Source organism: Psychroserpens jangbogonensis, from assembly GCF_000797465.1.
In the GTDB taxonomy this organism is placed as follows: Bacteria; Bacteroidota; Bacteroidia; order Flavobacteriales; family Flavobacteriaceae; genus Psychroserpens; species Psychroserpens jangbogonensis.
Genome location: NZ_JSWG01000012.1, coordinates 34,245 through 50,596, shown reverse-complemented (window position 1 = coordinate 50,596; position 16,352 = coordinate 34,245). Strand labels below are relative to the sequence as shown.

At 33.6% G+C, this 16,352-nt stretch carries 10 protein-coding genes; 4 read left to right on the top strand and 6 right to left on the bottom strand.

Annotated elements, in window-relative coordinates; genetic code table 11:
- Position 1: 1 nt before the first annotated feature.
- Genes RH81_RS12235 through RH81_RS12220 form a run of 4 tightly spaced genes read right to left on the bottom strand, consistent with a single transcriptional unit; the run spans position 2 to position 4,344 of the window.
- Positions 2–544 (bottom strand): YfiT family bacillithiol transferase, encoded by a 543-nt coding sequence (locus RH81_RS12235; protein WP_033960731.1) that lies wholly within the window; start codon positions 542–544, stop codon positions 2–4.
- A gap of 19 nt (positions 545–563) precedes the next feature.
- Complete coding sequence (locus RH81_RS12230; protein WP_033960730.1) at positions 564–2,879, bottom strand: TonB-dependent receptor plug domain-containing protein; 2,316 nt, start codon at positions 2,877–2,879, stop codon at positions 564–566.
- Positions 2,872–3,768: a FecR family protein gene (locus RH81_RS12225; RefSeq protein WP_033960729.1), complete on the bottom strand. Its 897-nt coding sequence runs from the start codon at positions 3,766–3,768 to the stop codon at positions 2,872–2,874. Before RH81_RS12225 ends, RH81_RS12230 begins: the two co-directional genes overlap by 8 nt.
- Before the next feature lie 60 nt (positions 3,769–3,828).
- Positions 3,829–4,344 (bottom strand): RNA polymerase sigma factor, encoded by a 516-nt coding sequence (locus tag RH81_RS12220; RefSeq protein ID WP_033960728.1) that lies wholly within the window; start codon positions 4,342–4,344, stop codon positions 3,829–3,831.
- Positions 4,345–4,696: 352 nt separating this feature from the next.
- On the opposite strand from RH81_RS12220, the gene ffh reads away from it, so the two are divergent.
- From ffh to RH81_RS12200, 4 genes are all read left to right on the top strand, one after another.
- Positions 4,697–6,025, top strand: a complete 1,329-nt coding sequence (ffh, locus tag RH81_RS12215) for a signal recognition particle protein (RefSeq protein WP_033960726.1) — start codon at positions 4,697–4,699, stop codon at positions 6,023–6,025.
- Positions 6,026–6,063: 38 nt separating this feature from the next.
- Positions 6,064–6,939 (top strand): bifunctional 5,10-methylenetetrahydrofolate dehydrogenase/5,10-methenyltetrahydrofolate cyclohydrolase, encoded by an 876-nt coding sequence (locus RH81_RS12210; RefSeq protein WP_033960724.1) that lies wholly within the window; start codon positions 6,064–6,066, stop codon positions 6,937–6,939.
- Positions 6,940–6,961: 22 nt separating this feature from the next.
- Entirely contained in the window at positions 6,962–7,684 is a 723-nt protein-coding gene (locus RH81_RS12205) for a YwaF family protein (RefSeq protein ID WP_033960722.1), read from the top strand.
- Between the two features lie 284 nt (positions 7,685–7,968).
- Complete coding sequence (locus RH81_RS12200) at positions 7,969–15,063, top strand: T9SS type A sorting domain-containing protein (protein WP_161791988.1); 7,095 nt, start codon at positions 7,969–7,971, stop codon at positions 15,061–15,063.
- 72 nt (positions 15,064–15,135) lie between these two features.
- Here the strand turns inward: RH81_RS12200 and RH81_RS12195 are convergent, their stop codons facing one another.
- On the bottom strand, positions 15,136–15,558 hold the full coding sequence (locus RH81_RS12195) for a VOC family protein (protein ID WP_033960720.1): 423 nt from the start codon (positions 15,556–15,558) through the stop codon (positions 15,136–15,138).
- Positions 15,559–15,588: 30 nt separating this feature from the next.
- Positions 15,589–16,341 (bottom strand): pseudouridine synthase, encoded by a 753-nt coding sequence (locus RH81_RS12190; protein ID WP_033960718.1) that lies wholly within the window; start codon positions 16,339–16,341, stop codon positions 15,589–15,591.
- Between the last annotated feature and the right edge of the window lie 11 nt (positions 16,342–16,352).

The window sequence follows — 16,352 nt, the reverse complement described above, 5'->3', positions numbered from 1 at the left end:
CTTAAAAATTTCCCTTGTACTCAATAGCTTGCTTTATGTGTGCTAAATGATGATTGCAATGCCAGGAATAAACTCCTATAGTTTCGTCAAGTCTAAAGTGTTTTCCATGTTCTGGATGTACAAATTCCTTTGGTAGATCTTCTGGTGATAGGTTGCGAAGTAGCGTTCCGAGTTTTGCATGTAATCCTTTTAAAAGGAGCATGGTGTCATCTAATTTGTCATCGTTTCCATCTATCAAATTCGCCCAACGTCCTTCATAATAAGGCCTTACGGTTGGTGTGTCTTCTGTAAGTGCTAATTTAAATCGAATTATGCTATTCATATGACTGTCTGCACAATGGTGAACTACCTGTTTGATTGTCCATCCTTCTGGTCTGTACTTCCAATTTAATTGTTCAACACTTAGATTTTTTGTGTGATGCTCTACTTTATTTGGAAACCCTTCAATGTCATCAATCCATTGAGAAATTTGGTTATTATTGATGTTGTCCGGTTTTGTGAATTCTCCTATTGGGAATTTTAGTTTTATAAGTTCTTCTTCCATTTTTCAAGTTTTTTTGACACTAAAAACGAACTCTAAAGCTAAAGTTTGGAGTAATGCCTAACGATAAATTATCAATAGTGACAATCTCACCATTTTCGTCGGTAGCAAAATAGGTATTAATAATATTTTTTCTATCAAATAAATTCCAAATAGAAGCTCCTATGGAGGCATCTAACTTTTTTCCAAACTTTAATTTATAGGTTGCTGAAATATCTGTTCTAAAATAGCTACTCAAGTTATCAGTATTGGGAGACTTGTATTCTATAGAATTGTTAGCTGTATTTTGCACACTTGATGGAAGTGTTATTGGTTTTCCTGAATGCCAATTAAAACCAAAAGCAAGATTAAGATTATTAATTGAATAGGTGTTGGCAAAAGTTATGGCATGTCTAACATCTAAATTATTCCGAAATGCGTTATTATCATTTAAATTATCAAAGGTATAATCATTGTTACTAAACGAATAACTCAACCATGTGCTGAACGTTTCAAACTGTTTATTGATTAAAAAGTCAACCCCTTTCACTTGGTATTTGCCTATGTCGTTAATAAATTGAAATTGGTTTTGAAACCCTTGACTTCTGCTTGTTATCCCTTCAACATTTTTAATAAATGCTTCGGCACTAATAAACAATTTGTTTTTGTTATAATGAATTCCGAAAGCACCTTGGGCACTTTTAATAATAGGAATGTCTTCGTTGTTTGATAGAATCCATCGTCGTTTTTCTATACCTAAAAAGTCATTCTGTAAATCAATTATTTGGGAAGTGGTTTGGCTTTTAAATTCTGCCAGAAATTCTAATCTAAAGTTGTTGCTCAGCTTATGGCTTACTGAAAGTCTAGGTTCTGTGAAAAACTCTGAAAATTTTTCAATATAATTAGTTCTAATCCCTATTCTAGCATACGTGTTCTTATCTGCAGAAGTAAATTCAGCTTCACCATAAATAGAGTGTGTTCGATTAACCTCTTTAACAAAACTGGTAAAGTCGATAAGATTCACTTCTTCGAAATTGCTAATAATGACTTCATTAAATTGATAACCTCCATGTAACTTTAGGTTGTCATCTATATGATTTGTAGCATTTATTTTGATGCCTAAATCCTTTACCTCATTTTCTTGATTTTGGCGCTGACTATTTATAACATCAAAATTGGTTGATTTGAGGTCATAATTAGAAATATAGACTTGAGCTGTTGTTGTGAGTTTACTATTCCAATACTTTAAGTACTGCATACCTGCCGCAAAATTATTTTGCTCTAAAGTGTTAGTTAACGATTCGTTTTCGTCGGCTATTGAAAGTTGATCATAGGTTAGATTATTATTAATGGTAGAAAAATTAAACCGAATTTGATCTTGATCGGTTATGTCGAATAACAATTTCGCTGCAATGTCGTAAAAGTAAAAACGTTCGTTGTTAGATACAATTTGCGTTGGATTTTGTAGTGAGTTTGAAAAATCTGAATCTTGAAAAACACGCTGTAAATACTGATCATAGGTTGGTGTGAAAATAAAATCAGTTATCGAACGTCTAGCAGAAACCTGAATTTCCGCTTGTTTGGTCAATGGGACTTTGGCAAATCCATCAGCATGGATGAGATTAAAACCTGCTCCAGCTTTAAAGTCTTGATCTAAACTATTAGATTGTTGCATGTCTATAACACTTGAAACACCATCACCATAAATGACACTAGAACCATTTTTTGAAACGTTAATATCGGTAGTGAGGTATGGATTGAAAGCAGAGACTAATCCAAAAAAGTGACCAGACTGATACATCTTTATACCATCCCAAAGGATAAGATTTTGATCATGTGTGCCACCTCTAACATTAATGTTTGAAACTGTTTCGTCTACACTTAAAATTCCTGGTAGTGCTTGTATGGTCTGTAATATGTCTGGTTCAATGAGTCCTGGAAGAATTCCGAAGTCTTCAGTTTTAATCTGTGTTTTACCATCACTTTTTCTAGAAATTCCTTTGGTTAAATAATTGGTGATGACGACTTCTTCCAATTTTTGAGTAATGAATTTACTCAATGGATTAATTCGTTTAGAAATGACAACATTATAATTGTCAATTAGAATAAAATCTAGATTGGCGTGTGTTTGTAAGTAGTCTAAAAGCTCTTCTAGTGTATAGTTTTTATCTGGTTTTAAGATACTAATATCAGCAATAGTCTGATCAACATAGGTAAAATTGATACTGTATTGTGTTTCTAATTCTACTAAGATTTTGGCAAGAGGTTGTATCTCTTCAGATGTATTTTGAGCTATACTGCTGTTTATACTCGAGAAAAATAAAATTAGAAAAAGATAAATGATACCTTTCTTACTCACGTTTTAATGTAATGATATTGTCAATTTTACTATGCGTTAAATGTAACGGTAAAGTAATGGATTTTAAGGCAATTTCAATATCATTATGAGTAAAACTTCCTGTAAATAATTGCGAATCGTCAATATTTTTAAGAGAAATAAATACATTATGTTGTCTTTCAAATTCAGCAATAACCTCTCGGTATGGTAAGCTTTTAAAACGACTTTGGTTAAGTAACCATGATGGAGTAGATTGATTTTCTTTTTCAGTAGTAAATAATTTCCCATCTAAAACGAAGAATGAATCTCCTGGTAATAATTTGGTAGTCTTTGCGTTGTGCGTTACAGCAACTTTTCCTTCGTAACAAATAACTTCAAAATAATTGTCACGCTGTTTTATGTTAAACTGTGTTCCTAAAACTGAAATAATACCATCTTCAGTCTTTACATCAAATCGCGACCCTTTTGCAACTTTAAAGAATGCTTCACCTTGTAAAGTCACTTCTCTATTGTTGGTCCAACTACTTTCATTAAAAGCAAGTAAAGACACTGCATTAAGCTCTACTATAGAAGCATCAGGTAATTCAACTGTTTGCTTTTGAGAGGCAATTGTGTTAATCGTGGTATCTAAAGTAGTTGTGTAATAGTATGCACTAAAGCAAATCACAAAAACTGCTGCTATTTTAATGGCTGCAGATAACCAATTTATATTGTTTTGTTTATCAGTTTTAATAGTACTCATTACCTGCTCTAAATTCTCAGAAGTGTTATATTCTGGAGCTTTAAAGTATTTAAGGCTAGTATCTAACTTCGTTAATGCTTCATAATCTTCAAGCTGTTTAAAAGCCTCAAGTTCTTGAGTATTAAGTTCGTGATCTAACCACTTTTGTATGAGTTCTTCTTTATTCATGATTTGGTTTACATCTATATAACAGTTATAAGCATAAAATTCCTACCCTTTATTATTTCATTATAATTCTTCAATATCTTTTCTCAATTTTTTTAATGCACCATAGATTCTTTTTTCAACTGCTTTAGTTGAAATGTCTAGGAGTTGGGCAATTTCTTTAAAGCGTTTCCCTTCAACTCGATTCATTAAAAATGCAACGCGTTGCGCTTCGGTTAAATTTGCAATGGCTTTATTTAATTTTGCATGGTATTCCTTTTCCTGTAAGAGGAATTCAGGCGTTTCATTTGTGCTAAATTTTGGTTTTATTTGCTCGTGTTTACGAACTACTTTTTGATGCGCATAGGCATTAAGCATTAAATTATTAGCAGTAGTAAATAAAAAGCTTTTGGCTTTGTCAGGCGCTATTTTTCCACAGTTTTCCCAAAGTTTAACAAAGGCTTCTTGAACTTTATCGCTAGGACTCAGTGTGCTACCAAACTTATAAAACAAGAAGTTATTTAGGTCTTCGGAGTATTTGTTGAACAGTGATGAGAATAACCGTTCTTCACAGATGTTGTCATTAAGCGGTTTTGACATAGTTTGAAACTTGAAGCTAAGTTTGAAATTTTGCTAAAGGTAGGGGATTTTTATATTTAGCTGTTATATAATAAAACAATAGTATAATTTATTGATTCTGTTGAATAGTTCATAAAATGGATGTCAATAATAACTATTGTTTAAAAAATTCATAAATAGTTATTAAAGCTGAACCGCTTGGTTTTTAGTTTTAGTTTTTAGTTGGTAAAAAAGGATTGTGGTCATAGCAATCCTTTTTTCTGTTTTAATTTATAGTTCATCACTTTATAAATACATCACAAATCCTTAAATTTGCATCTTTCCAAATACACCTAGAATAATTATGGCGTATTAATTAATCTGAAGAAAGACTATGTTTAATAATTTAAGTGAAAAGTTAGATAAGGCGTTACATGTTTTAAAAGGACATGGAAGTATTACTGAAGTCAATGTTGCTGAAACTTTAAAAGAGGTTAGAAGAGCGTTACTAGATGCCGATGTTAACTTTAAAATAGCTAAAGAATTTACTAATAGAGTTAAAGAAAAAGCTTTAGGTCAAGACGTTTTAACAAGTTTACAGCCAGGACAGTTAATGGTGAAGCTTGTAAAAGATGAACTTACTGAGTTGATGGGAGGAGATGCTGAAGGGATTAACCTTTCTGGAACTCCTAGTATTATTTTAATGTCAGGTCTTCAGGGTTCTGGTAAAACAACTTTTTCAGGAAAACTAGCGAATTATTTAAAAAACAAGAAAACTAAAAACCCTTTATTAGTTGCCTGTGATGTGTATCGACCTGCAGCAATTGATCAATTGCATATCGTTGGAGACCAAATAGGAATTGATGTTTATAGTGATAAAGGAAACAATGATCCAGTAGCTATTGCACAAGCAGGTATAGCTCATGCAAAGTCAAATGGCCATAATGTAGTAATCATTGATACTGCTGGTCGTCTAGCAGTTGATGAAGCTATGATGACCGAAATATCGAATATTCATAAAGCGATTCAGCCTCAAGAAACACTATTTGTTGTGGATTCTATGACAGGTCAGGATGCAGTAAATACGGCTAAAGCATTTAATGACATCTTAAATTTTGATGGTGTTATTTTGACCAAATTAGATGGTGATACTCGAGGTGGAGCAGCAATATCTATTAAATCCGTAGTTAATAAACCAATTAAATTTATTGGTACAGGTGAGAAGATGGAAGCTATTGATGTGTTCTATCCATCACGTATGGCAGATCGTATTCTTGGAATGGGAGATGTTGTATCTCTTGTTGAAAGAGCTCAAGAGCAATACGATGAAGAAGAAGCAAGAAAGATTCAGAAGAAAATTGCAAAAAATCAGTTTGGTTTTGATGATTTCTTAAAGCAGATTCAGCAAATCAAAAAGATGGGTAATATGAAAGACCTTATCGGAATGATTCCTGGTGCTGGAAAAATGATGAAAGATGTTGATATTGATGATGATGCCTTTCAAGGAATTGAAGCGATTATTCATTCTATGACACCAGATGAAAGATCTAATCCTTCAGTTATTAATGCTAGTAGAAAAAAACGAATCGGAAAAGGTTCAGGAACTTCTGTTCAAGAAGTTAATCAATTATTAAAGCAATTCAATCAAATGAGCAAAATGATGAAGATGATGCAAGGTGGAAAAGGAAAAGCGATGATGCAAGCTATGAAAGGAATGAAATAATAGCTCTTTAGAAAATAATATTATAAAAACAGACCAACATGACACTCTTAGATGGAAAAAAAGTAAGTAATGACATTAAAGATGAAATTACTGAGCAAGTCAGAAAAATGAAAGCTAAAGGTGAAAAAGTACCGCATTTAGCTGCAGTTATTGTTGGTAATGATGGAGCAAGTTTAACTTATGTTGGTAGTAAAGTTAGAGCATGTGAACGTGTAGGTTTTGAATCTACAATGGTACGCATGTCTAATACAACTAGTGAGATTGAGTTATTAGATCAAATTGAAGAATTAAACCAAAATGATGATATTGATGGTTTTATAATTCAGTTGCCATTGCCTCCTCAAATTAATACACAAAAAGTATTAATGGCCGTAGACCCAAGTAAGGATGTTGATGGATTTCATCCTGAAAACTTCGGAAAAATGGCCTTAGATATGAGTACGTTTATTCCAGCAACACCTTTTGGAATTCTAGAATTGCTAGATCGTTATGGAGTAGAAACTAATGGTAAGCATACTGTTGTTATTGGAAGAAGTCATATCGTTGGAAGACCTATGAGTATTTTAATGGGACGTAAAGGATTCCCTGGAAACTCTACAGTTACTTTAACCCATAGCCATACAAAAAACATCACGCAGATTACATCTCAAGCAGATATTATCATTTCAGCACTTGGAGTTCCTAATTTTTTAAAAGCAGAAATGGTTAAAGATGATGTTGTTATTATTGATGTTGGAATTACTAGAGTTCCTGATGAAAGTTCTCCAAAAGGATATAGAATTACTGGAGATGTAGACTTTGAGAATGTAAGTAAAAAAGCAAGCTTCATTACGCCAGTGCCAGGAGGTGTTGGTCCAATGACAATTGCAATGCTACTTAAAAATACCTTACTAGCTAGAGAACAACGTATGTAAATCAATTTTGCTAAATTGCTTTATGAACTTTATAGGTTTTTTATCATTACAACGTGTAAGTATTGGTAGTTTAGAACATGTTCTTCCTATTATAATTGCTGTTTCGTTTTCTGTTTTATTTATCAGGTATGGAAAACAATCTTCAAACCCGAAAGTGAAACAAAACCTTTTTAATGGATTGACAATATTTGTCTCACTAACCGTTTTTCTATATCATTTTTATCATATTTTTTTTAAATCTTATGATTTTAGAACAGATTTACCACTCTATCTATGTAGTTTAATGGCATTATTAATCCCAATTTTCTCTTATTATAGAAAGTATTGGATGTTCGAAATTTTAGTGTTTTGGATTATAGCCGGAACCTTACAAGCTGTATTAACCCCAGATATTGCATTTGGATTTCCAAGTTTTGATTATTTCAGATACTGGATTGTGCATCTAGGGCTATTATCTATAATTTTTTATGCCATTTTTGTTCTAGAAATGAGACCTAGATTTAAAAGTGTTTTTATTTCATTTTTTGCGCTTCAGTTGTATGTTGTTTTTATGGTGACTATAAATTTTCTCCTTGATGCAAATTATTTTTACCTTAATGAAAAGCCAAATTCAGCATCTCTACTAGATTATTTTGGTGAGTGGCCATATTATATAATTATGACTCAATTAATAATTGTTCCTTTATTTTTAATTATTTATTTAGGTTTTTATTTGTCTTCGCTACGAAAAAGCTTTAAAATATAATTTATGTATACTGTTGCTAAACAGTTTTTTAGTTTATTTGATAGTGTTAAAGAATTTTCCTACAACCCTAATCTTTTAAACTATTTTTTTTGGGAATAGTCTAAAAGTGAGTTGTTCATGTTCATTTTGTTGTACATTTCATCGGATTTAATATCATATTTTCCCTACAGATATTATTTAACATACAATAGCATTTTTTTTATGGTTGATTAATAGCCTATCAACCCAAGTTTACACTAACCTGTAACACATTTATGTTTGGTTTAACAAAAAAACCAATCATTATGAAAACCTTTGCTATTAGTTCAACTAAGTTGGATGCGAGTTGTTGTCAGAAACAAGTGACTTTATTCAGTAAAATCTTGTTACTGTTTTTTATTTCTATTAGTTCAATTCAATTTGGATATGCTCAATGTATTAATACTGATTTATATCCAGCTGCTACTGTAGCAATTCCTTCAATTGGTTTAACTACAATAGCAACTAACAGTTATACTAAAGAATATACCAATCTCTCAGGAGCTATTTTAGGAGAATCTTATGATTTCAGTTGTGTGCGTAATGGAGCTGATAAATATGTTACAATTACAGATACATCAGACAATGTTCTTGCTCATGGACCCTCACCTTTCACGTGGGTGTCTACTATTAACGGAAATATTCGTGCGCATTGGACTGATAATGGAAGTTGTGATACAACTAGCTCAAATCATACCACAACAGTTGGAAATGTATGTTTAAATCCAATAAACCCCTCACCTTCGTGTAATGCATTAAATGTAGCTGTAGTTTTAGATGAATCAGGTTCAATAGGTGCTTCAACAGAGGCTCAGGTTGAAGCTGCTTCTTTGGCATTGGCTAATGCATTAAAAGATACAGGAGCTCAAATGGCTTTTGTTGAATTCGCTTCTAGTGCAGATATCCCAACATATGGTGGATTTACAAATTGGAATACCGTAAATCAAGCTTATATTAATGGGTTAGAAAATGCTACAACAGGTCTTGTGGCGCAATATGGAAATCGAAATAATACGACTAGTCAATATACCAATTGGGAAGATGCTTTAAATAAAGTTTTAGATCTTAACGCGATCCAAACGGCAGATATTGTTTTATTTATGACTGATGGTAATCCTACGGCTTATATAAGAGATTCCGATGGAGTTATTCTAACAAGTCAAGGAGCAGCCATTTCTTTAAGTAATGCATTAGATGAAGCTTGTGAAGTAAAAGAAGATGGCTCACATATGTTTATGTTAGGTGTAGGTACAGGAATTACGGCATCTAATCTTGCAGCAATTTCAGGATCAATTGTTGATGATGGACCAACAAATCCAGCCTTAACAGTGTTAACTGCAGATTATGGTTTAATTTCTGAAGGTGATTTAACGCAATGTTTCTTAGATATTGCTCAAAGTGGATGTAATAACGATTTGTCACTAGAGAAAACAGTATATGCAGGACATAATGGAGGAGTAACTTGTGATGGTGCTAAAACCATTCCTAATCCAAATGATTCTAAAGTGACGTATTGCTTTACCATTTCAAATGACGGTCAGCAAACCATAAGTAATATGGATTTTTCAGATTTAGATATAAGTATAGATGACACCAATTTGTTACCAGTTTTTCAAACTTCTATGACATCTGGTCAATCGATAACCTACTATTATGAGCATACATTTACAGGAGGACAAGCATTTCCTTTTATTAATACGGCTAATGTTTCAGGACAAACACCAGTAGGAGATCCATTAAGTGATTCTTCACAAGCAGAAGTGACTGAGTCTTTATGTAACCCAACAGCAACATGTAATAGTTTAGCAGATGTGCCAATTGAAAGTTGTACAGCTACCATACCATCTAATTATGATTCTGGAGATTCTGAAGGAGAACTTACTGATGTATTTTCAAATGTAGAAACTTGTGGAACAGCAGGTATTAGACATGAAGATAGTAATCCAGGAGATATTTGTAATGGAATAACTATTACTAGAACTTATTATTTAACTGATGATGGTCAGGATATAACAGGTGTAACTTGTACTCGTGATTTTATATTTACAGTGCCAGCATTAACTTTATCTGGAAACTGTCTTGGAGATCCCGAACTGACAGGTTGTGCTACACCTTCAGAAATTGACTCAGCTTGGACAACATGGATTAATGGATTAAATGCGATTTCAGCAGCAGGAGGATGTAACCCGATAACAGAATATTCTACACCAATTGGTCAATTAATTAAACCAACTGTTTGTGGGAATTCAGAACAAGTAGTATCAATAAGTATTAATGCAAAAGACGATTGTGGAGTAACTTCTCCAATTGAATGTACTTTTACACTAGGTGCTTATGTAGAAAATATAGTAATCTCAGATTGTCCATCAGATCCTAATTTGGATGGGTGTGCTAGTGATACAGATATAGATAATGCATGGAATACTTGGGTTTCAGGTATCCAAGCAATGACAGCTAATGGTTCTTGTGGAGCTATCAATGTCGATATTAATCCTGCTTTGAATTCTTTAGTGAAGCCTACGAAATGTGGTTTAAGTGAACAACAAATATCTGTATTTATAAGTGCTTCTGATCTATGTGGTCAAGCTGGTACTGAATGTACATTTACTTTAGGTGCATATTCAAATGACTTATCATTAAGTCCAAAGCCAACAGATGTTACAACATTAGCTTGTGTAAACCCAGCAGATGAGTTTGCAGCATGGATGCTTGCACTACAAAATATGACGGCATCAGGTGGTTGTGCTGCTACTGTTGAGTATTCAGTAGATTTAACGACACTTTCAGTAGATGGTTATTGTAATAATTCAGCACAAGTATTGTCAGTAGATATAAATGCAAAAGATGATTGCGGTGAAACAACACCAGTAACAGCGACTTTTACAGTTCCTGCTTATTCAAATGATTTAGCTTTAGTTGGTGACTGTCCAACAGTCAATGAAGTAGATGGTTGTTCAACAGATGCAGAGATATTGGCTGCGTTTAATATTTGGAAAGCAGCAGTATTAGCAAACTTTAGTGCAACGGGAGGTTGTAATGCAGAGGTAGAATATTCTACTGATGTATCAGCCTTACAAGCACCAACACAATGTGGTAGTGCAGATCAAATAATCTCAGTAGATGTAAATGCTAGTGATGATTGTGCAAAGACATTGGCTATTACTTGCAGTTTTACAGTAAAAGCTTTTGTGTCAACTTTAGAAGCTACAGAAGTAGCAGACGAGAGTTATGCATCCTGTGATTATGATGATGCAGCATTAAATGTAGTTTTCCAAGCGTTTTTAGATAAGTTTGGTTTCACTGGAGGATGTGATGCTTCAGGACAATTAGCAAGTGCTTATAGTGCACCAGGCTTATGTTCGGGAGGTACAGTTGAAGTAACATATAATGTAACAGATTTATGTGAGAATAAGAGTGAGACGGCAAGTTTTACTATTACAAGATCACCTAATTTACAGGTAGACTGCCCTGCAGGAGTTAATTTAGATTCATCTTCAACAGTTCAAGAAATTCAAGATGCATATGATGCATGGAAGTTAGGCTTCACTAAAACAGGAGGATGTAATGCAACAGATAATTTAGGAACATTCCCTAGCTTACCAGATTCTTCTTGTGATACGAATATTGAATTGTCATTTAACTTTAGAGCAATAGATCGTTGTAATCCAGATGGTGTAAGCTGTAGTTCAACGTTTAATGTTGAAGGAAGCGAGTCTTTGGATGCAGGTGATGATAATTCAGATGAATTCTGTGGCGAACAATTTGGACTAGATTTATTCTCTTATTTAGAAGCTGGAGTTGCTACTAATGGGGAATGGACTCAAATTAACGGACCATTTGCATTAGATTTAAATAATGCTTCAAGTGTTGATTTTCCAGATAATGGTGCAGGTAACTTTGCATTGAGATATACGCTTCAATCAGATTTAGGTATTTGTGCAAGTGATTCAATGGATTTAGCAATAGCATTCGATTTACCAGTTAGTGCTGGTGATGATAATTCAGATGATTTCTGTGGCGAACAATTTGGACTAGACTTATTCTCTTATTTAGATGGAGGCGTTGCTACTAATGGGGAATGGACTCAAATTAACGGACCATTTGCATTAGATTTAAATAATGCTTCAAGTGTTGATTTTCCAGATAATGGTGCAGGTAACTTTGCATTGAGATATACGCTTCAATCAGATTTAGGTATTTGTGCAAGTGATTCAATGGATTTAGCAATAGCATTCGATTTACCAGTTAGTGCTGGTGATGATAATTCAGATGAATTCTGTGGCGAACAATTTGGACTAGACTTATTCTCTTATTTAGAAGCTGGAGTTGCTACTAATGGGGAATGGACTCAAATTAACGGACCATTTGCATTAGATTTAAATAATGCTTCAAGTGTTGATTTTCCAGATAATGGTGCAGGTAACTTTGCATTGAGATATACGCTTCAATCAGATTTAGGTATTTGTGCAAGTGATTCAATGGATTTAGCAATAGCATTCGATTTACCAGTTAGTGCTGGTGATGATAATTCAGATGAATTCTGTGGCGAACAATTTGGACTAGATTTATTCTCTTATTTAGATGGAGGCGTTGCTTCCAATGGAGCATGGACTCAAATTAATGGACCATTTAATTTAAATTTAAGTAATGCTTCAAATGTTGATTTCCCAGATAATGGAGCAGGAAACTTCACATTACGATATACTGTTCAGTCAGCATTAGGAGTTTGTGATGAGGATTCAATGGATTTAGCAATAGCATTCGATTTACCAGTTGGTGCTGGTGATGATAATTCAGATGATTTCTGTGGCGAACAATTTGGAATAGATTTATTCTCTTATTTAGAGAATGGAGTTGCTACCAATGGAGAATGGAGTCAAGTATCAGGATTGGTTAATTTAGATTTAAGCAATGCTGCAAATGTTGATTTCCCAGATAATGGTGCAGGAAATTTCAAATTACGATATACTGTTCAGTCTGAATTAGGTGTTTGTGATGACGACGCAATGGATTTAGACATAACATTTGATACACCACCTGATGCTGGAAATGATAATGATGATCTATTATGTGGTTCAGATAAATTTGATGTAGATTTATTCTCTTATTTAGAGAATGGAATACCTGCTAATGGAGGTTGGACTCAAATTAATGGACCTTCACAGTTAGATTTAAATAACGCATCTAGCGTAGATTTCCCAGATAATGGTGCAGGTCAATTTAGATTACGATACACAATACAATCTGCATTAGGTGTTTGTGGTGATGATTCAATGGATTTAGTAGTAGACTTTGATTCACCAGTAAATGCTGGACAGAATGGTTCATTGACTATCTGTTCTGATGATACAATTGAATATGACTTATTTAGTGAATTGACAGGAGCTGAGACTGGAGGTACTTGGGCTGATCCTAATGGAGATCCAACAGATGGAACTTTCCAATCAGGTGAATTAGTTGGGGTATATACATATACTAGAGAATCTGAAGGTATTGTTTGTGATGACGCTTCTGCAACCGTTACTGTAGTTGTAAATGCTTTACCAGAAGTAACTGCCTCAGGTGGAGAATTGAGCTGTTCAACTTTAAGTGTTCAGTTATCTGGATCTAGTACCACAGCAGGTGTTACTTATTCTTGGTCAGGTCCTAATGGATATTCTTCTAATGAACAGAATCCATCAGTAGACGCAATTGGAAGTTACACATTAACGGTTACCGAAACATTAACTGGTTGTTCAGCATCGAGTACTACAGAAGTAACTATTGATAATATCAAACCAAGTGCAGATGCAGGAGCAGATGCAGAACTGACGTGTACAACTTTAGAGGTGACATTAACAGGTTCAGGAAGTTCAACTAATCCAGACGCAAATTTATCATACGAATGGAGTGGGCCAAATGGATATTCAGCTATAACAGAAGAAATCACAGTAAGTGAAATTGGTACGTATACTTTAACGGTTACGGATAATGATAATGGTTGTTCAGCAATGAGCAATGCTGAGGTAACATCAGATACAACAGCACCAACAGCTGATGCAGGTGCAAATGCAGAATTAACTTGTACAGTTTTTGAAGTAACATTTGATGGAAGTGGAAGTTCTACTAATCCAGATGCAGATTTATCTTATTCTTGGAGTGGACCAAACGGTTATTCTGCAGCTACAGAAAATATCACAGTTGATGAAGTTGGAACATATACCTTAACAGTTACAGATAATGATAACGGTTGTTCAGCAATGAGTAGTTCAGAATTGACTAAAGAGGTGATTGATTTACAATTGTCTTATACAGATGTTACATGCTTTGGACTTAATGATGGTACAATAACAGTAGATCTTGTTACAAATGGAGCAACAGTTACCGTAAATGGAAACCCTTATGATGCAAATATGCTTTATGTGCCAGGAACTTACACAGTTGTGGCTTATTTTGATGGTAATAATGATGTTGATTGTATGACTTCTCAAGAGATAATAATAGTTGAACCGGTTCTTGTTGATGTTCAAGTAAGCTCTACGGATGCCACTTGTTATGGACTTGATGACGGGACAATAACTATAGAAAGTTTGAGCGAAGGCGCATTTTATACAATTAGATTGAATGGGATTGGTCCAGATTTAAGTGGACAAGAATACTTTGCTCCTGGAAGTTATGTTGTAGAAGCTAAGTTAATTGCAAACGAATTGACTCGAATGAGCTCTAATAGTAAAAAAGACTTTTCTTCAAGATCTCAGAATCCATGTGTTGATGGAAGATTAGTTGAAATTGGACAACCAGATGAGTTGAGTTGTAAAATTGGTAAATCTTTTGGCGGAAATGAGATTAGATGTAATGATAGGGTTAATAATAGTATAAATGTACTTCAATTAGGAGGTGTAGGACCTTATACCTATTCATGGTCTATGGATAAGTCAGGATACATGGGAATGTGGGAAATTGAGTCTGGATCTGAAAATCAAGAGATGACTTATATCCCAGGTCTGAGTTATGCAACTTTTATCGTTGAAGTTACAGATGCAAATGGATGCACAACAACTTGTGAAATCACATTGAATTCAACATGTACTAAAGCTGATTATTACAATAATATGTTTGGTAGAAACGGTAGTTTTGATTTTGATTTGTATCCTAATCCAACTAGTGGTAAACTGACTATCAAGCCTAATAGATTGTCTGATGATAGTGCAACAGTAGAACTCTTTGATTTGATTGGAACTAGAATATTTAGTCAATCATTTAATAAGATAAGAGACAAGGAAATAAATATTAATCTGTCTGGCTTAGCAAGTCAAGTATATTACTTAAAAGTGATTACTAAAGATGGAACTAAAATTAAAAAAGTTGTTTTAGATAAATAACCAACCAAAGTAATTGATTTTTTAGCAACTTTCAGCACCTTTAATCTGTAAAAAGATTAGAGGTGTTTTTTTTTATTTAGCAAAAAGTTGAGTGATATCTTTAAAGGATTTAAATTCTAAAGCATTTCCCGCTGGATCTAAAAAAAACATAGTGGCTTGCTCACCAATTTGCCCTTCAAATCTGATGTATGGTTTAATAATAAAGTGAACCTCTTTTTGTATTAGTGATTTCGAAAACTCTTCAAATATCTGCCATGGCAGTACAACACCATAATGAGGCACTGGAACAGATTTTCCATCAACAGCATTTGTGTGAAGTTTTTCTTCTGTTTTTGGTTTGTAATGAATAACTAATTGATGCCCAAATAAATTAAAATCGACCCAATGATCACTACTTCTGCCTTCTTCACAGTTAAGAATGTTTCTGTAAAAGGTTCGACATTCCTCTAAATTATGAACAGGAATTGCTATATGAAAGGGTGAGATTTTGGACATAGTTTAAAACTAATTATTCAAAATTAACTATTATCTTCTAGTTGAATTTGCTTGATAATTCATTTGTGAATTTTCAAGTAAAACAGTCAGTTCTTTAAATTCTTCTTGTGTTAGTTCTCGGTATTCTCCAACTGGAATATCTAAACCAATGTTCATAATTCTAACACGTTTTAGAGTGTGTACATCGTAATTTAGATAATCACACATACGTCTAATTTGTCTGTTAAGACCTTGAGTTAATACAATTCTGAAAGAATACTTGCTTAGTTTTTCAACCTCACACTTCTTCGTTGTTTTTTTTAATTCATCAAGGAAAATACCACCAGACATTCGTGTAATAAAAGTTTGAGAAATAGGTTTGTCGACGGTTACTAAGTATTCTTTTTCGTGATTATTACTGGCACGTAGAATCTTATTTACAATATCACCATCATCAGTTAAAAGAATCAATCCTTCACTAGGTTTATCTAATCGACCTATAGGGAAAATTCGTTTGGGATAATTTATAAAATCTATTATGTTGTCTTTTTCAACTCGAGTGTCTGTGGTACAAACAATGCCAATTGGCTTATTAAAAGCCAAATAAACAAAAGCCTCTTTAGTGTTTTTTATGAGTTCACCATCTACATGGACTTCATCAGTAGGTCCAACTTTTGTTCCCATTTCAGGTACAGTTCCGTTAATGGTTACGCGTCTAGCTTCAATGAGTTTGTCTGCTTCACGACGTGAGCAATGACCAGCTTCGCTAAGGTATTTATTGATTCTTTTTAATTCTTCAGACATATTCAAAAGTA

Bases quoted from the DNA above. Each gene is read 5' to 3' on its own strand.
- RH81_RS12200 (WP_161791988.1), top strand. From the start codon at position 7,969: ATGAAAACCTTTGCTATTAGTTCAACTAAGTTGGATGCGAGTTGTTGT.
- RH81_RS12225 (WP_033960729.1), bottom strand. From the start codon at position 3,768: ATGAATAAAGAAGAACTCATACAAAAGTGGTTAGATCACGAACTTAAT.
- RH81_RS12235 (WP_033960731.1), bottom strand. From the start codon at position 544: ATGGAAGAAGAACTTATAAAACTAAAATTCCCAATAGGAGAATTCACA.
- ffh (WP_033960726.1), top strand. From the start codon at position 4,697: ATGTTTAATAATTTAAGTGAAAAGTTAGATAAGGCGTTACATGTTTTA.
- RH81_RS12205 (WP_033960722.1), top strand. From the start codon at position 6,962: ATGAACTTTATAGGTTTTTTATCATTACAACGTGTAAGTATTGGTAGT.
- RH81_RS12220 (WP_033960728.1), bottom strand. From the start codon at position 4,344: ATGTCAAAACCGCTTAATGACAACATCTGTGAAGAACGGTTATTCTCA.
- RH81_RS12195 (WP_033960720.1), bottom strand. From the start codon at position 15,558: ATGTCCAAAATCTCACCCTTTCATATAGCAATTCCTGTTCATAATTTA.
- RH81_RS12190 (WP_033960718.1), bottom strand. From the start codon at position 16,341: ATGTCTGAAGAATTAAAAAGAATCAATAAATACCTTAGCGAAGCTGGT.
- RH81_RS12210 (WP_033960724.1), top strand. From the start codon at position 6,064: ATGACACTCTTAGATGGAAAAAAAGTAAGTAATGACATTAAAGATGAA.